This window comes from Brevundimonas sp. AVps31 (genome assembly GCF_058681355.1).
In genome coordinates, this window is record NZ_CM178736.1 from 2,559,327 (window position 1) to 2,575,922 (window position 16,596).

Genomic DNA, 16,596 nt, shown 5'->3' on the forward strand with positions numbered 1-16,596 from the left:
CGACAGGGAGGAGACGGTCAAAGCCGCGACTCTCCTCCCCATCAGTGATGGGGAGGGGGACCACGAAGGGGTGGAGGGGGTCTTCAAGATGCCACAGCCTCCCGAACGCCCAGCACCCGGCAGATCGCGTAGACCAGATCCGCCCGGTTCAGGGTGTAGAAGTGGAAGTCGCGGAAGCCCTCTTCCTGCAGCCGGGCGCAGGTCTCGGCGGCGACCGAGGCGGCCAGCAGCTTGCGGGTCTCGGGATCGCCGTCCAGCCCGTCGAAATGCGCTTTCAGCCAGTCGGGAATGGCCGTGCCGCAGGCCCCGCACATCCGTTGCAGGCCCGCGAAATTGGACACCGGCATGATGCCGGGGATCAGGGGGATGGTCACCCCCGCCGCCCGCACCCGGTCGCGGAAGCGCAGGAAGGCGTCCATGTCGAAGAAGAACTGGCTGACCGCGCGCGTCGCACCGGCGTCGACCTTGGCCTTCAGCACGTCGATGTCATGGTCGATGGACGGGCTTTCGGGGTGTTTTTCCGGATAGGCGCCGACGGTGATGTCGAAGCCGCCCACGCGGCTGATGGCGGCGGTCAGTTCGGTCGCGTTGGCGTAGCCGTCGGCGCGCGGCTGATAGACGCCGCCGATTCCGGCTCCGCCGGGGGGATCGCCGCGCAGGGCGACGATGTGCGTCACCCCGGCAGCCTTGTAGCCCTCGATCACCGCGTCGACCTCGTCCCGGCTGGCGTCGACGCAGGTCAGGTGGGCGGCGGGCTGCAGCGCCGTCTCGGCCAGGAGGCGCTCGACCGTGCGGTGGGTCCGCTCCCGCGTCGAGCCGCCTGCCCCGTAGGTGACCGAGACGAAGGCCGGGTTCAGCGGCGCCAGTCGCTGGATCGCCTTCCACAGATTGGCCTCGGCCTCATCGGACTTGGGCGGGAAGAATTCGAACGAGACGCGCGGGCGCGAGGCGTCCTGGCCGGCGCGGGCGACGGGGCCCAGGGGCGACAGCAGCAGGGCGCGGGCTTCGGCGAGGCTGATGGGAGTGCTCATGCCGCTTTCGCTTTCGTCTGGGCGGGCGACCGGGCCGGGCGTTGTCCGGTCCAGATGGAGACGGTCAGGCCGTCGGTGTCGGGGGGCAGGGTGGTCGCGGCCTCCGCGGTCAGGCCCGCGCTCGCCAGCCAGCGGCGCATCTCGTCATCGGCGAAGCCCAGACGCCGGTGCTGATGCTCCTCGCGCAGGTTTTCCAGCTGGTGCGGGGCGAAGTCGACGATGATCAGCCGGCCGCCGGGCGCGGTCAGCCGCGCGGCCTCGGCCACGGCGGCGGCGGGGTCGGCGAGGTAGTGCAGGACCTGATGCACCAGCACCAGATCGGCGCTGTGCTCGGGCAGGCGGGTGGCGAAGATATCGCCATGGCGCAGTTCGACCTTGTCCAGTCCGGCCCGGGCGACATTGGCGCGGGCGATGTTGAGCATGTTGTGGCTCAGGTCCAGACCGACCGACATCTTCGCCTTCCTGCCCAGCAGGGTCAGCATCCGGCCGGACCCGGTGCCCAGGTCGACGACGCGGTCGAACGGCCCGTCGCCCGCCGCCGTCAGGATCGCGGCCTCGACGTCGGTCTCGCACACATAGAGCGACCGGATCCGGTCCCACTGCGGGGCCACGCGTTCGAAATAGGCGCTGGCGGCGGCCTCGCGGTCACGCCGCACATCCTCCAGCCGCCGATCGTCGGCGACGTTGGCGGCGTCCTCCAGCAGGTCCAGCACGGTGTCGATCAGCCGTCGCGCCACCGGATCGGAGGACAGGCGGTAGAAGACCCGCGCCCCGTCCGGGAAACGTTCGATCAGGCCGGCGTCGGCCATCAGCTTCAGATGGCGGGACACGCGCGGCTGGCTCTGCTCCAGAATGCGCGACAGCTCCATCACCGACAGCTCGTCCCCGGCCAGCAGGGAGAGCACCCGCAGGCGGGTCGGCTCGCCCGCGGCGCGCAGGGCCTCGACGGTCTGGTCAGCGGTCAAAGACATAGCCTTATATAAAGATATCCTTATATGATTTGGCAAGGAAAAAGGGGCGTCGATCCCGGTCCGGTTCCCGGTGTCCCTTCGTTTCAGGTCTGCAACAAAAATGCGCTGGCCAGACGGGCGGGACGGGCACACTCTGATGCCGTCGATCCCCCGTGAGTGGAAGTCCTGCGATGCGTCTTCGTCCGATCCTGCTGGCGGCCCCCGCCGTGATGTTCCTGTCGGCCTCCGCGGCCTTCGCCCAGACCCCGCCGCCCCCGGGCGCACCCCCGGAGGCGCCGCAGGCCGGGCGTCAGGGCGGCATGGCCATGGGCCAGTTGCCGCGCACCGCGGACGCGATCCCCGCATGGTCCGAGCGCATCTTCGGGCGTCTGGACGCCAATGCCGACGGCGCTGTCACGGGCAATGAACTGACCATCCTGACGCAGGAACCGGTCGCCAGCATGGGCGGCGGGCGCCTGCGCGCGATGATCTCGCGGTCCGACGCCAACCGCGACGCCCGCGTCAGCGGAGAGGAGTTCGCCGCGGGCGCGACCCGCGCCTTCGAGCGGATGGACGCCAATGGCGACGGCCAGCTGTCCGACGATGAACTGCCCCAGGCGCCGGCGCCGCAGCGGCCGATGGCCATTCCGATGCCGGCCCCCGCCAACCCCATGCCCATGCCGATGCCGGACGGCTCGGGCGGCTGATCGGTTCAGTCGTCTGACGGAACGCCCGCGTCCTCGGGCGGCTCGGGCAGAACCGCCAGGCGCCGCCTGTTGACGTGCCCCTCGGGCCGCGCCTCGGCCTGATCCGGGAATTCGCCGCGGAAATAGTAGCGCTGCCACGCCTGTTTCAGGGCCGCGGGATCACCGTCCGCCATGCGGCCGTTGAAGTCGGCGCGGACCTCCTTCCACAGCGCGTACTGGCGGGACAGATCGCCGTCGGTCGACAGGGGCGCGCCCACCGGCTCGAACGCCTCGACCAGATGATGCTGGATCGGCTGGATGAAGCAGAAGGGCTCGTCCTTCTCGAACCGCACGCGGCCGGGCGCGGTGAAGCGCCAGTTCATCGTGAAGGGGTAGGGCAGCCAGTCGGTCTCGACCAGGCCCTCCAGCGGCGCGAGGCCGTGCTTGAACCGGTTCGGACTCCCCGACGCGCGCAGGGCCCAGCCCGGCGGCGTGCGGAACAGCCAGCCGACGTGGAAGGTCAGCACCCCGTGGGTGAAATGCGACACCACCAGATGATCCAGCGTCTCGCCCTCCACCAGGGGGCGGAAGCGGATGGCGTCCGCGTCCAGCCCGCCGTTCCATTCGGCCTCGAAACCGACGGGGCAGAGCAGCTCCCACCCCGTCGTATTGGCCATGGTCAGGGGCAGGCAGCGATAAGGATGGCGCTGGGCGAAACGATCCATCCAGTCCCGCTCGGGCCGCCCCGGAACCATCTGCGGCGGGTTCGGCCGGGTCGGGAAACATTCCAGACGCAGGGGCGGGGTGTCGCTCTGGCTCAAGCCGGCTCTCGTTTCAGACGTTGCGGTCCGGCCATCTGACCGCAGATCCCGCCCGCCCGCCAGCCCTCCGGACCTGACGGGGCGTCAGACGGGTCGCGCCCGACGCCTCGCTGTTTTTTCCCGCCCCGGTCACCCCCAAGGATCGGAGTGATCGAAGACGGACAGGGTGGCGGTGTCGTGCAGGATCAGGCCGGGGCCGCCCCGGGCGACCACGGCGCTGTCATCGAACAGGCCGTTCGGCGTCTCCAGCCCCGGCAGGACCAGGGGCTCGAACCCGCCCTTGTCCGCGAGCAGGGCCGGCAGGGTCAGGGCGTCGTCGCCCGTCCAGGCGGGCAGGACGAAGGCGTCGTCCAGCCCGGCCTTGCCGGCGGCGGGCAGGGGCAGGACGTCCGCCACGGCGGCGGCGGGTTGCTGGCCCAGGACCAGCACGGTCCCGTCCGAGAAGCGCAGGCTCTCGATGCCCGACAGGGTGTCGATCCCGTCGCGCCCGGCCACGGCGTCGGTCACCCGCCAGCCGCCCGCGACGGCGGTGATCGTGTAGTCGGCGCGCACGCCCTGCAGCAGGGCCAGGTCGGCGCCCGCCCCGCCGATCAGGGTGTCGTCGCCGCCGCGCCCGGCCAGGGTGTCATTGCCCGCCCCGCCGGTGATGACATTGGCCCCGGCATTGCCGAGGCCGGCGAAGTTTCCGGGCCCCTTGTAGACCAGGTTCTCGAGATTGGCGGCCAGGGTGAAGCCGCCGTTGGTGGTCTGGACCGTGTCGGTCCCTTCGCCCGCCAGTTCGATCAGGGTGTCCCCGGCGTCAACGATGTAGAGGTCGTCGCCCCGCCCGCCGTACATCTCGTTGAAGCCGCCGCCCGAGCCGCCGATCAGGGTGTCGTCGCCGTCAAAGCCCAGCAGGACGTCATTGCCGATGGCCCCGTCGATGACGTTGTCGCCGGCATTGCCCATCAGGGTGTCGCGCAGGTTGGATCCGGTCAGGTTCTCGACGCCCGAGAAGGTGTCCTGCCCGCCGAAGCCGTCGTTCGTGGCCCGGTTGACGTCCAGCCGCGCCGTCACGCCCGCCGTCGCCAGGATGTAGGTGACGGTGTCGATCCCGGCCCCGCCGTGCATCGCGTCATTGCCGGCCCCGCCCTGCAGGGTGTCACGGCCCGCGCCGCCGGTCAGGACGTTGTCCAGGGCATTGCCGTTCATCGCGAAGTCGCCGGTCCCGACGACCATGCCGTTCTCGACATTGGCGCCCAGGTTGTAGGCGTGCAGGCCGCGCAGCTGGACCAGATCGATCCCCGCGCCGACGCCCTCGATGATCGAGTCGCCCACGTCCAGCACATAGGTGTCGTCGCCCACGCCGCCGTACAGCTCATTGGCCGCGCCCGCCCCGCCGATCAGGATGTCGTCGCCGCCCTGACCCAGCAGCACGTCGCGCTGCAGCCCGCCGGTGATGACATTGCCGATGGCGTTGCCGACCCCGGTGAAGGTCCCGGTCCCGGTATAGGTCAGGTTCTCGACATTGGCCGACAGGTTGATCTGGAACAGGGCCGACAGGACGGTGTCGACGCCCTCGTTCGCGGTCTCGACGATGGAATCGGTCCGCTCCTCGACGATATAGGTGTCGTCGCCCGCGCCGCCGTACAGCTCGTTGGCCGCGCCCGAACCGCCCCGGAGGGTGTCATTGCCGCCGCCCGCGATGATCACGTCACGACCCAGCCCGCCCGACAGGATGTTGGCGGTCGCGTCCCCGACCAGCAGGTCGTTGAAGGCCGAGCCGGTCAGGTTCTCGATCGCGGTGAAGGTGTCGCTGCCGCCGTCGCCGTCGTTGGACGCCGACTGGGTGTCGATCCGGGCGGTGACCGCGCCGGCCGCGCCGGAATAGTCGGCGGTGTCCGAGCCGGCGCCGCCGGTGAAGACGTCATTGCCGGCCAGGCCGAAGAACCGGTCGTCGCCGACGCCGCCCGTCAGGCTCTCGCCCGCCGCCGACCCGATCAGGGTCGCGCCGGTCAGGCCGCTGACCGCCAGATCCAGCGCGCCGATGCGCAGCCGCTCGACATTGGTCAGGGTGTCGGTCCCATCGGGCCCGGTCACCGTCACCGCCCCGTTGGTCACGGTCACGGTCGTGGCGCCGGCCGAGAAGACCGCCGTGTCCGTGCCCGCCCCGCCATCGACGACGTCATTGCCGGCCCCGCCCGTGATCAGGTCGTCGCCGTCGCCCGCCGCGATGAGGTCCGCGCCCGCGCCGCCGGTCAGAACGTCGGCGTTCGGGGTTCCGGTGACCTCGTTTGGCAGGGGATTACCCGCCAGATTGAACAGGCCGTCATCGAATCGCAGTCGCTCGATATTGGTCAGGGTGTCGGTTCCGGCCGGGCCAGTCACGGTAGTGACGCTGTTCGCGCTCGAGATGACGTAGGCCGACCGATTTCCGTGGAAGACGGCAATGTCCAGGCCGTCGCCGCCGTCGATGACGTCGTTACCCAACCCGCCGGTGATCGTATTGGCGACGTTGCTGCCCACGATGCTGTCCGCGTGCGCTGACCCCGTGACATTCTCCACGCTCTCCAGCGCATCGGAGCCGTTGTCTCCGTCATTGTCTGCGCGTCCGGAGGTCAGGTTGATCGTGATGCCGTTGGCAGCGGCGACGTAATCGGCAGTGTCTTGTCCGTCGCCGCCGATCAGCCTGTCTACGCCGCTCCCCCCGATCAGAAGGTCGTCTCCAGCGCCGCCATCAAGTTCGTCGTTTCCGCCGCGACCGGTGAGAACATCGGCTCCGTCGGCGCCCCTGATGATATCCGCGGCGTCGCCCCCCCCCAAGCTGTCATCAGCCGACGTCCCGACTATCGCCGGGGCGGCGAGCCAGATGGTCTGGTCCGAAAACTCGAGCTTCTCGACGCCGGTCAGCCAGTCGATGCTGCGGATGACTGCGCCGGTATAGGGGTTGACGCCTTGCGGGCCTTCAACGGTGGTCACGCCGTTGACAGTGTTGATGACATAGCTCGAGCGGGGGCCGGTGTATCGGGCCGTGTCGATGCCTTGCCCTCCGATCAGTGTGTCATTGTGGATGCCGCCGTCCAGAATGTCGTCACCATCGCCGCCGTCGAGAATGTCGTTCATCCCGCCGCCGCTCAAAATGTCGTCACCGGCAAAGCCGAAGATGCGATCTATGCCGTCGTCGAGCGAATTGTTGGCCGCACCGAGGGCCGGTACTTTCCCGCCGTCGAGGATGTCGTTGAACTGCGTCCCTTCGATCACGTCGTTTTCGCCGGAGCCACTGTCGCGCAAACCGTAGCCTGTCAGGCTGACCACCTGATCCGAGAACTGAAGGAGTTCCACGCCGACCAGGGTGTCGACGCCGTCCGGGCCGGTGATGACGACCGTGTCTCCGGAGACGGTCCAGCTGTAGTCGGAGCGTGGGCCCGAAAAGATCGCGTAGTCATCCCCCTCGCCACCCTCAATCAGATCGTCGCCCAAGCCGCCGATCAAGGTATCTGAGCCTGTTCCGCCGCCCAGGTTGTCAGCACCTGCGCTTCCGATGAGACGGTCCCGACCGCCGCCGCCGTTAACCTGACTTTCCTGTACGCCTGCCGAACCATCATAGAGGTCGTATCCGTCGCCAAGATTAACGCGGCCCGTGATCCGGCCGGTGTTGATAAAGGTGTCGGCGCCGTAAGACGTGCTGACACGTCCAATGATCTCGCCAGAGTTGGTGATCTCGGAGATGTAGGCGCCACCGGATGTCAGGATGGCCTGATCGGCCTCGATCCGACCGCTGTTGGTGATGCGGATGACGCTGGCGTTGACTGATATTCCGACGCCGACTCCCGTGCTGTTCGCGACGCGAATGAGCCCGTCATTGACGATCGTTGAGTTCTGAAAACTATATACGCCGGTAACCTGCCCGCTACCCCTGACATCGATCGTGCCGGTGTTGTCCAGGGCGCCGTAAAGCCCCAGGTCCGCGCCGCAAACATTCCCTACGCCGGCGACCCGGAGGGTCCCGCTGTTGATCAGCGACATGCCGGCATTATTGCCGTCCAGCCCGAAGGCGGTCGCCGCGCTACGCACGTCAATCAGGCCCTCATTGATAACTTCACCCTGCCATCCGTTGCTGTTCACGCCAGTCGCCCTGCCATTGGACGCCGTCGTGATCACCTCAAGCGTGCCCGTGGCGAGGTTGTGAAACTCGGTGCTGATCCCCACGCCGTTCAGGCCGACCCCGTTGGCGCCCAACCCGGCGCCGATGACCGTGATATGGCCCGCGTTTGTCAGACCGGGATCGGTGTCGTCCGCATCAGCGTAGACGTTGACCGCGCCTATCGTGCCGTCAAAGTTGAGTGTTTCCCCTTCATAGACGTAGTAGCGAGAGTCGATCCGGAGTGGGCCGCCGCCCATCACCTCGGGCGCTTCTGCGGGAAGGGCATAGTCCGGGCGCGGCTGGGCGTTGAAGCTGATCCGGCTGGAGGCGTCCGCCACGCTTATTCCCGTCAGCAGGATGCTGTCTGTATCGGACAGAACCACGCGTGTGTCCGCTCCGACCTGCACCAACTCTCGCCATGACGAATATTGATGGATCACCAAGGTGTCGCCTGCACGCAGGTCGGTAATCCTGTCCGCTCCGTCGCCACGCCCGAAGACGAACCTGTCGGCTCCCGCTCCGCCTGTCAGGACGTCGGATCCAGCGCCGCCGGCCAGGATGTCATCGCCGTCGCGACCTTCGATGACGTCATCGCCGTCAGCCCCGAAAAGCGTGTTGGCGCCCCCATCACCGCGAAGGGTGTCGGCCCAGCGGCTCCCGTACACATGCTCGATCGAGACGAGGCGGTCCCGTCCGGCGGAGGTGGCGACGCCCGTAGCGAGGTCCAGAGTCACGCCAATGGTCAGGCCGGCATAGGACAGGGTGTCGTCGCCGCTGCCGCCATCCAGTGCGTTGAAGCCTCTGCCGCCCTGCAGGAAATCGTTACCTGCACCCGCCTGGATATCGTCGTCTCCGTCTTCACCGTAGAGGCGGTCCGCGCCGATGCCGCCGAACAGGCGGTCGTTACCGAAACCACCATGCACCGCGCCACTGACCGAGCCGGAAGAACCGAAGTAGAAATCGTTTCCAAGGCCCAGCCAGACCTCGCCGGTGATGGTTCCACTGTTCGTCAGGTCATCGTCGCCGCGAGCCAGATCGATGATGCCGACGATGGACCCGGAATTGTTGATGATCTGCTCGGAGTCCTGGGGAGGGGAGCCGTTAGTCGCGTCAACAATCGCATACCGCCCTTCGATGTGACCGGTGTTTGTCAGGCGGTTGACGCTGGTCGAGGAGTTCCAGAAGCTGATCGCCACGCTGGAGCTGTCCTGGCCAACGCCGCGGGCGATTATCGAACCGCTGTTTGTGATTGCGGAGGCGCGCAGGGCCTCGATTCCGATGGCGTTGCGACCGGTGACGTCAATCGTGCCGGAGTTTGAGATAACAGCGCCGTTGTAGGCCCGGACGCCGGTCGCGCTTTCAACGGCCTGTACGCGCAGCGTACCGGTGTTGTTCATGGTGAAGGTGTAGTCCGATGTAGCGACGCCGAGCGCGTGGGATACGGACAGAACTTCGATCAGTCCGGCATTGACCAGGTCACCGTTCCAGCCGCTCGGACCCGAAAAACCGTACGCCACGCCCCCCAGAGCCGACGCTCCGGTCAGGTTCACTTTCAGAACGCCCGTCGCCTCGTTGGTGAAGACTGAACCTTCAAAGAAGCCGGCGTAGTCATATTCCAGTCCGGACAGATAACTGCCAGTCGCGACGACATTGATAGTTCCCGCATTCTGGAAGGATGCGGACGTGGATGTGATCAACACCCCGACCCGATCAGTGATCGTGACCGTCCGACCCGGTTCGAACCTTTGGGTGGCAGAAACCAGAATCGTCATGACGTTCCCCGAACAAGGAGTCTGTCAAAGCAAACAAGGACCTATATGGCAAGGCCGCAGGCTGGCGGTGCGCGCCGACATGCCCGATCGCACGCATCCATGACCGGTGCGGTCTTTGCTCGATGGACCTGGAAAGCAGCATCCGGCGGCCGCACGCGAAGGCGCGGCCGCGGAAGTCTTACCGCCCGAACTTCTGGAACTTGATCCGGTGCGGGATCAGGGCGTCGGTGCCGAGGCGGCGCTTCTTGTCTTCCTCATAGGCCTCGAAGTTTCCTTCGAACCATTCGACGTGGCTGTCGCCTTCGAAGGCCAGGATGTGGGTGGCCAGACGGTCCAGGAACCAGCGGTCGTGGGAGATGACCACGGCGCAGCCCGCGAATTCCTCCAGGGCCTCCTCGAGGTTCTGCAGGGTTTCGATGTCCAGGTCGTTGGTCGGCTCATCGAGCAGGATCAGGTTGCCGCCGGTGGCCAGGGTCTTGGCCAGGTGGACGCGGTTGCGCTCACCGCCGGAGAGCTGGCCGACCTTCTTCTGCTGGTCGCCGCCCTTGAAGTTGAAGCTGCCGACATAGGCGCGGGTGTTAATCTCGCGCTTGCCGACCATCATGATGTCGGTGCCGCCCGAGATGGCCTGCCAGATGGTCTCGTCCGGCTTCAGGTCGTCGCGCGACTGGTCGACATAGGCCAGCTTGACGGTCTCGCCGACCTTGATGGTGCCGCCGTCGGGCTGTTCCTGGCCGGTGATCAGCTTGAACATGGTCGACTTGCCGGCGCCGTTGGGGCCGATGACGCCGACGATGCCGTTGGGCGGCAGCTTGAAGGTCAGGTTGTCGAACAGGACCTTGTCGCCATACGACTTCTGCAGGCCCTCGACCTCCAGCACGACGTTGCCGAGGCGCGGGCCGGGCGGGATCTGGATGACGGCGTGGGTCTGGGCGCCGCGCTGCTGGTCCTGCTCGTCGACCATGCGTTCATAGGCCGCCAGACGGGCCTTGGACTTGGCCTGACGGGCCTTGGCGCCCGAACGGACCCATTCCAGTTCGCGGGTGAGGGCGCGCTGGCGGGCTTCCGATTCCGACTGCTCCTGCACGACGCGCTTGGTCTTGGCTTCCAGCCACGAGGAGTAGTTGCCCTCGTGCGGGTGGCCCTTGCCGCGGTCCAGCTCCAGCGTCCACTTGGTCACCAGATCCAGGAAGTAGCGATCATGGGTGACCAGGATCACGCAGCCGGGGAAGTTCTCGAGGTGGTGCTGCAGCCAGGCGACGGATTCGGCGTCGAGGTGGTTGGTCGGTTCGTCGAGCAGCAGCATGTCGGGCTTGGACAGCAGCAGGCGGGCCAGGGCCACGCGGCGCTTTTCACCACCGGACAGGTTGGTGACTTCCCAGTCGTCGGCGGGGCAGCGCAGGGCGTCCATGGCCATCTCGATGCGGCTGTCGATGTCCCAGACGTCGCCGGCGTCGATCTTCTCCTGGAGGGCGGTCATCTCCTCCATCAGTTCGTCGGTGTATTCCTCGGCCATTTCCACGGCGATGGCGTTGAAGCGGTTGACCCACTGCTTCTCCTCGCACCAGGCCTCGACGTTTTCGCGGACGTTCAGGGTCGGGTCGAGCTGGGGCTCCTGCTCCAGATAGCCGCGCTTGATGCCGTCGGCGGCCTTGGCCTCGCCGGTGAACTCGTTGTCCAGGCCGGCCATGATCTTCAGCAGGGTCGATTTGCCCGAGCCGTTGACGCCGACCACGCCGATCTTGGCGTCGTTGTAGAAGCTCAGCCAGATGTTCTCGAAGATCTTCTTGCCGCCGGGGAAGGTCTTGGTGAGACCCTGCATCTGGAAAATATATTGCTGCGCCATGAGGTGCGTTGCGCCCTGTCGTCTGATCGAATGGGGAGGTTGGCGCGGGATGTAGCCGCCACGCCGCGTCAGGGCAAATCCCTAGCGGGCGGGCAGGGCGGTTTGATGGCCGCGCCTGCATCCATTCGGCCCGGCGTCGGCCTCTGTCCGGCAGGCCCGTCCGAGGGTCGAGGGAGTCCCCATGTTTTCACATCGCGTCCGCGCGGTCTTCGGGGCCGTAGTCCTGCTGGCCCTGGCCTCGCCGGTCGGGGCCCAGGACCGCGCCGCCTTTCCCGCGGCCATGGACGCCTTCGCGCGCCGGGCGATGGCGCGGACGGAGGCGGTGCCGGGCCTGGCGCTGACGGTGGTCGACGGGCAGGGGGCGGTGTTCACGGCGGGCTATGGCGTGGCGGACGTGGAGACGGGGGCGGCGGTGACGCCGGACACCCGCTTCTACATCGCCTCGGCCACCAAGGCCTTCACCGCCCTGTCGTTCGCCGCCATGGCGCGGCGGGATGAGATCGACCTTGAGGCGCCGCTGGCGTCGTGGGCGCCGGGGTCGGGTGTTCCGGACGATATCGCCGACCGGATCACCCTGACCGATCTGCTCAGCCACCGATCCGGCGTGGACAACGCCCCGACCGCCTTCCGGACGGCCTACAGCGGCGACTGGACGCCGGACCTGCTGTGGCGGCTGACGGCGGAGACGCGGGCGCGCGAGACTCCCTACGGGACCTTCGTCTACGCCAACGCCGGCTACAATCTGGCGACCGTGCTGCTGGAGCATGAGCGGGGGCGGGACTGGCGCGCGCGGGTCGAGGACGAGGTGCTGACGCCCCTCGGCATGACCGCGACCACGGCCCGGATCGACGCGCTGCGTCAGGGCGGCGGCACGGTCGCGGCGGGTCATTTCGGACGCGTCCCGGGAGCGCCGGAGCGGTCATATCTGCAGAAGTCGGACGCCACCATGCAGTCCGCCGGAGGTCTGGTCTCCACCGCGAACGACATGGCGATCTGGCTGGAAGCCCAGATCAACGACGGCGTCGTCGGCGGCCGGCGGGCGCTGCCCGAAGGGCTGATCGCCTCGACCCATGTCTCGCGGGTGACGCAGGACACCACCTTCGGAGAGTATGTCCGGACCGGCTACGGGCTGGGGTGGCAGGTCGGGCGCTATGGCGACGACGAGTTGATCCACCATTTCGGCAACTTCAGCGGCTCCCGCGCCCACGTCTCCTTCATGCCCGCGCGGCGGCTGGGCGTGGCGGTGATGGTCAACGAGGACGCCTTCGCCGGCGACCTGGCCGATCTGGTGGCGAACTACGCCTACGACTGGTTCGCGGGCGTGCCGGATATCGACGCGGTCTATGACGCGAAGCTGGATGCACTGGAGAATCGGCGTGACCGGCGGCGGGCGGGCATCGCGACCAGTCTGGCGGCCCGCGCGCAACGGCCCCGCACGCTCAGCCGGCCGAACCCGGCCTATGTCGGCGACTACGTCAGCCCGGCCTACGGGACCCTGAGCGTCAGTGAGGACGGCGACCGTCTGCGTCTGTCCATCGGCGTGCAATCGGCCGTGGCCGAGAATTTCACCGATCCGGAAAGCCTGCGGGTCGAGCTGACGCCGATGAGCGGCCAGATCGTCACCTTCCGGCTGGGCGCCGACGGCCGCCCTGTGTCACTGGACTACGATGGGGAGACCTACATCCGGCGCTGACGCGGGTCGTGGGGCCGGCGGGGACACGCGCCGCAGGGCAGGCCCAGCTCTCGCCCCCGTCAGGCCGCGGCGCGACCGGCGCCGCGCCGGATGACGACGCCACCGACAACCAGCGCCAGGCCGAGGCCGATCAGGAACATCGACAGGGCGTTGCCGCCGATCTCGCCGGTATTCGCCGCGCTGATCGATCTGGCCGCGGCTCCTGCGTCCGTCGCCGTCGTCGCGGTGGCGAAGGCGACCTCCCTGCATTGCGCGATCAGGTCGGCGTCAGCCCCGCGTTCGGCCATGGAGGCTTCGCACGCCTGTCTCAGGCCGGGATCGGCTTTCGGCGGCCCCCCCGTGAACTGCATCCAGCCGCCGACGGCGATCAGGAGGACGCCAAGGGCGATGAGAACGATCGGATTTTTCTTCAAGAGAACCCCCTGTTGCGGCAACCTTGACCGAAGGCTTCCATGGTCGGATCGGTTCCCGGCAAGGGCTACCTCTGCGTGGGCAGCACCGCCATCAGGGCGCGGGTGAAGCCGACGGGGGCCACGGTCAGGTGGTCCTCGTCCTCCAGCACGGTCGACCGGACCCGCAGGCCCGGATAGCCGTGCGCCGTCAGCGCCGTCTCCATCCGCCGCATGTCGCCCACCATGTCGGCGTCGGTGGTGTGGCGCGGAGTCGGCCCCGGAACCTCGAAGGCGCCGATGTACATGAACACGTTCGCCGGCAGGTCGCGGTGGGTGCGGGCATAGTCGGCCTCCATCGTCATGATGTGGCGCCGGTCGAACCAGAAAGCCGGGCTGCCCAGAACATAGCTGTGGAACAACTCCGGGTCGGTGAACAGGATCTGGGCCCCCAGCAGGCCCCCGTAGGAATGGCCCAGCATCACCCGGCGCGCGGGGTCGGCCCGGAAGCGGCGCTCAATGAAGGGCAGGGCCTGCGTCTTCAGATAGGTCTGATAGACCGGCCCGCCGCCGTGAACTGCCGAGCCGGCGCTGCGCGGCCCGCGTGGCGTGGGTGTGTAGTCCCGGTTGCGGCTGACCACGGGGCTGTCGTCGCGGGCGTAGGACAGGCCGACCAGGATGAACTCCTCGATCACCGGCCCCTCCAGGTTCACGCGTCGGGCGATCTGGCGGATGATGGGAAAGGCGTAGTCCGCGTCGGTCACATACAGCACCGGATAACGGCGCTGGGGGCTGGTTTCGTAGCTGGCGGGCAGGCTGACGAAGACCTCATAGTCGCGACCCGAGACGGGATCGGGCACGCTCCAGACCTGCGTGCCCTTCAGCACATAGGGCGCGCCGTCGGCGGGGGTGTCGGTCTGCCGGGCGTCGGCCCGATCCGTGCAGGCCGTGGCGAGGCTCGCCGCCAGCAGGATCATCCCCAGACACAACACCCGCATACCCGACTCCCCCAAAGCTTCACGGTGTGCATCCTCGGCCCGAATGTGGCGACGAGGGGGCGCGGCCGCCCCCTCGTCAACCGATCACGCAGGTGTCAGGCGCCGGCGCCCCCGTCGACCAGCAGGCTGGTCCCGGTGATGAAGCTCGCGCCCGGACCGGCCAGGAAGGCGACCGCCGAGGCGATGTCCTGCGGCTGGCCGTAACGGCCCAGCGAGATGCCGCTCAACATGGCGGCGGCCTGCGGACCGTCCGCCGGGTTCATGTCGGTGTCGGTGGCGCCGGGGCGGACCGTGTTGACGGTGATGCCGAGCGGACCGAGTTCGCGCGACAGGCCTTGCGTGAAGGCCTCCAGCGCCGACTTGGTCGCGGAATAGACGCTGACGCCCGGGAAGGGCACGCGGCCGGCCAGCACGCTGCTGATCGAAATGATCCGGCCGCCTTCGCCCAGATGGGGCAGGGCGGCGTGGGTGGTCAGCACCACCCCGCGGATGTTGACGTTCAGCAGGGCGTCGATGTCTTCCAGCGACTGGTCGGCGAACAGCCCTTGGCGGGCGATGCCGGCGTTGTTCACCAGAATGTCGATGCCGCCGATGCCGGCGACGGCGCCGTCCACGGCGGCCCTGGCGCCCTCGGTCGAACCGGCGTCGGCCTGAACCGCGACGGCCTTGCGGCCCAGGGCGCGGATTTCGGCGGCGACCGCCTCGGCCTTGTCGGCGGATTTCTCATAGCTGATGGCGACGTCGGCGCCGTCCGCGGCAAGCTGGCGGGCGATGGCGGCCCCGATGCCCCGGCTGCCGCCGGTGACGAGGGCGCGCTTGCCGGCCAAGGGGGAGGCGAGGGGAAGAGAAGCGGTCATGTTGTGATCTCCATTCCGTAACGAACGTTACAGAACGCCAGATGGAAAGCTTGCCTCCGACCGTCAAGGGATTATGTATCGATCATTTAAAAATAACGTCCGGAAGTCGCCATGGCGGGTCGCCCCCGCAGCTTTGATCGAGATGAAGCCCTGTCCAGCGCCCTGACGGTGTTCTGGGCCAAGGGCTATGCCGACGCGTCCATGGCCGACCTGACCGGGGCGATGGGCATCAATGCGCCCAGCCTCTACGCCGCCTTCGGCAGCAAGGAGGGCCTCTTCCGCGAGGCGGTGCGGCTGTACACGGACCGGGAGGGCGCGACCCTGTGGCGTTCGATGCGCGAGGCGCCGACGGCGCGGGAGGCCGTCGAAGGGTTGCTTCTCGCGACAGCGGCGGTGAGCGGCCAATGCGGCCGCCCTCAGGGCTGCTTGCTGGCCCTGTCCGGCGTGAACCCTGACGCCCTGCCAGACACCGCCTGCAGCGAGGTCAAACAGGTGCGGGAGGAGTCGATGGCGGCCATGGTCGACCGATTGGCGACGGCGCAGGCCGCCGGTGAACTGGGTCCCGCCGCGGATCCCGCCGCCATCGCGGCCTTCTACATGACGGTGCAACAGGGCATGACCTTCCGCGCCCGCGAAGGCGCGGGGCCGGATGAACTGACCGCCACCGCCCGCGCGGCCATGCTGGCGTGGGACGGGCTGGCGGCGATCAGGCGTAGTTGAAGCTGATCGAGATGCGTTCGCTCTTCGCGCCGTTGACCGGCACCTCGTGGCGCAGCCAGCTCTCCCACATCAGGATCGTGCCCGCCTGCGGCGCCAGATAGACGAAGGGCTGTTCGGCTTCGGACGCGTCGATGCTGACGCCGGGGCGGGCCATCATCATCGGCAGGCGGGGGTCTTCCAGCTTCAGGGCCGAGGCGCCGTCCGGCACCTCTACGTAGACGGTCCCTGACAGGAAGGCGTGCGGGTGGATGTGGCCGGTGTGGCTGCCGCCGGGCTTCAGGATATTGACCCAGAGGTTGTCCAGGCGCGGCTTGCGCGCCAGATCAAAATTCAGAGCCTTGGCATAGGCTTGTGCGTGCTTGTCGAGATGCCGCTTCAACTCCCCGAACTCGGGCAGCCGCACCGGCAGGTCGGTCAGTGAGCCGTAGGAGGTGTAGCCGCGATAGCCGTGCTGACGGCACCACTGACGCCCGGCCATATCCTCGGCGGCCAGCATCCGGCAGGCGTCGGCGAGTTCGGCGTTAAAGGCGGCGAAGCCGGCGGAACCGGCGAGGCTGGCTTCATAGACCTGGGTGACGAAGAGCGGGCGCAGAGACATGCGGACGGCATAGCCGCTGGCGCGGTCCGGCGAAAGCGCGGAGCACCACTCGTCGCTCCCCACTGGCGGCGGCGGGTCGGGACCCCCACTTGACCGCCTCGCGATGCAGGAG

12 protein-coding genes are annotated in these 16,596 nt (G+C 68.0%); 3 read left to right on the top strand and 9 right to left on the bottom strand.

The genetic code is table 11. The features are described 5' to 3' along the window. Positions 1–83: 83 nt before the first annotated feature. Together metF and ACW174_RS12525 are read right to left on the bottom strand one after the other, a co-directional pair. Positions 84–1,031, bottom strand: a complete 948-nt coding sequence (metF, locus tag ACW174_RS12520) for a methylenetetrahydrofolate reductase [NAD(P)H] (protein WP_492014756.1) — start codon at positions 1,029–1,031, stop codon at positions 84–86. Next, positions 1,028–2,002: an ArsR/SmtB family transcription factor gene (locus tag ACW174_RS12525; protein WP_492014757.1), complete on the bottom strand. Its 975-nt coding sequence runs from the start codon at positions 2,000–2,002 to the stop codon at positions 1,028–1,030. Before ACW174_RS12525 ends, metF begins: the two co-directional genes overlap by 4 nt. A 170-nt stretch (positions 2,003–2,172) precedes the next feature. Between ACW174_RS12525 and ACW174_RS12530 the strand changes: the two genes are divergently transcribed. Beyond that, positions 2,173–2,688 (top strand): EF-hand domain-containing protein, encoded by a 516-nt coding sequence (locus ACW174_RS12530; RefSeq protein WP_492014758.1) that lies wholly within the window; start codon positions 2,173–2,175, stop codon positions 2,686–2,688. A 5-nt stretch (positions 2,689–2,693) separates the two neighbouring features. Here ACW174_RS12530 and ACW174_RS12535 read toward each other — a convergent pair whose 3' ends face one another. The 3 genes from ACW174_RS12535 to ettA form a co-directional block, all read right to left on the bottom strand. After that, positions 2,694–3,464 (bottom strand): DUF6065 family protein, encoded by a 771-nt coding sequence (locus ACW174_RS12535; protein ID WP_492017274.1) that lies wholly within the window; start codon positions 3,462–3,464, stop codon positions 2,694–2,696. Positions 3,465–3,617: 153 nt separating this feature from the next. Next, complete coding sequence (locus ACW174_RS12540; protein ID WP_492014759.1) at positions 3,618–9,383, bottom strand: hypothetical protein; 5,766 nt, start codon at positions 9,381–9,383, stop codon at positions 3,618–3,620. A gap of 178 nt (positions 9,384–9,561) precedes the next feature. Further along, positions 9,562–11,229 carry an energy-dependent translational throttle protein EttA gene (gene ettA / locus ACW174_RS12545; RefSeq protein WP_492014760.1) on the bottom strand — a complete coding sequence of 556 codons (1,668 nt, stop codon included), beginning with the start codon at positions 11,227–11,229 and terminating at the stop codon, positions 9,562–9,564. A 181-nt stretch (positions 11,230–11,410) separates the two neighbouring features. Here ettA and ACW174_RS12550 point away from each other — a divergent pair, with 181 nt between their 5' ends. Continuing rightward, complete coding sequence (locus ACW174_RS12550) at positions 11,411–12,922, top strand: serine hydrolase (RefSeq protein ID WP_492014761.1); 1,512 nt, start codon at positions 11,411–11,413, stop codon at positions 12,920–12,922. Positions 12,923–12,981: 59 nt separating this feature from the next. Here ACW174_RS12550 and ACW174_RS12555 read toward each other — a convergent pair whose 3' ends face one another. The 3 genes from ACW174_RS12555 to ACW174_RS12565 all read right to left on the bottom strand — a co-directional run bounded on the left by ACW174_RS12555 (position 12,982) and on the right by ACW174_RS12565 (position 15,166). After that, complete coding sequence (locus ACW174_RS12555; protein ID WP_492014762.1) at positions 12,982–13,335, bottom strand: hypothetical protein; 354 nt, start codon at positions 13,333–13,335, stop codon at positions 12,982–12,984. Between the two features lie 65 nt (positions 13,336–13,400). Then, on the bottom strand, positions 13,401–14,309 hold the full coding sequence (locus ACW174_RS12560; RefSeq protein WP_492014763.1) for an alpha/beta hydrolase: 909 nt from the start codon (positions 14,307–14,309) through the stop codon (positions 13,401–13,403). 95 nt (positions 14,310–14,404) lie between these two features. Continuing rightward, the gene (locus ACW174_RS12565) at positions 14,405–15,166 is read right to left on the bottom strand and encodes a 3-oxoacyl-ACP reductase family protein (protein ID WP_492014765.1); all 762 of its coding nucleotides are present in this window, start codon (positions 15,164–15,166) and stop codon (positions 14,405–14,407) included. A gap of 111 nt (positions 15,167–15,277) precedes the next feature. Here ACW174_RS12565 and ACW174_RS12570 point away from each other — a divergent pair, with 111 nt between their 5' ends. After that, positions 15,278–15,886: a TetR/AcrR family transcriptional regulator gene (locus tag ACW174_RS12570; protein ID WP_492014767.1), complete on the top strand. Its 609-nt coding sequence runs from the start codon at positions 15,278–15,280 to the stop codon at positions 15,884–15,886. On the opposite strand, the gene ACW174_RS12575 is transcribed toward ACW174_RS12570, so the two are convergent. Continuing rightward, on the bottom strand, positions 15,873–16,484 hold the full coding sequence (locus tag ACW174_RS12575; protein WP_492014769.1) for a TIGR02466 family protein: 612 nt from the start codon (positions 16,482–16,484) through the stop codon (positions 15,873–15,875). The genes ACW174_RS12570 and ACW174_RS12575 overlap by 14 nt on opposite strands. Positions 16,485–16,596: the final 112 nt, after the last annotated feature.

What these genes read in the sequence shown, in the direction of transcription:
- metF (WP_492014756.1), bottom strand. Translation starts at nt 1,031, where the DNA reads ATGAGCACTCCCATCAGCCTCGCCGAAGCCCGCGCCCTGCTGCTGTCG.
- ACW174_RS12525 (WP_492014757.1), bottom strand. Translation starts at nt 2,002, where the DNA reads ATGTCTTTGACCGCTGACCAGACCGTCGAGGCCCTGCGCGCCGCGGGC.
- ACW174_RS12530 (WP_492014758.1), top strand. Translation starts at nt 2,173, where the DNA reads ATGCGTCTTCGTCCGATCCTGCTGGCGGCCCCCGCCGTGATGTTCCTG.
- ACW174_RS12540 (WP_492014759.1), bottom strand. Translation starts at nt 9,383, where the DNA reads ATGACGATTCTGGTTTCTGCCACCCAAAGGTTCGAACCGGGTCGGACG.
- ettA (WP_492014760.1), bottom strand. Translation starts at nt 11,229, where the DNA reads ATGGCGCAGCAATATATTTTCCAGATGCAGGGTCTCACCAAGACCTTC.
- ACW174_RS12550 (WP_492014761.1), top strand. Translation starts at nt 11,411, where the DNA reads ATGTTTTCACATCGCGTCCGCGCGGTCTTCGGGGCCGTAGTCCTGCTG.
- ACW174_RS12560 (WP_492014763.1), bottom strand. Translation starts at nt 14,309, where the DNA reads ATGCGGGTGTTGTGTCTGGGGATGATCCTGCTGGCGGCGAGCCTCGCC.
- ACW174_RS12565 (WP_492014765.1), bottom strand. Translation starts at nt 15,166, where the DNA reads ATGACCGCTTCTCTTCCCCTCGCCTCCCCCTTGGCCGGCAAGCGCGCC.
- ACW174_RS12570 (WP_492014767.1), top strand. Translation starts at nt 15,278, where the DNA reads ATGGCGGGTCGCCCCCGCAGCTTTGATCGAGATGAAGCCCTGTCCAGC.
- ACW174_RS12575 (WP_492014769.1), bottom strand. Translation starts at nt 16,484, where the DNA reads ATGTCTCTGCGCCCGCTCTTCGTCACCCAGGTCTATGAAGCCAGCCTC.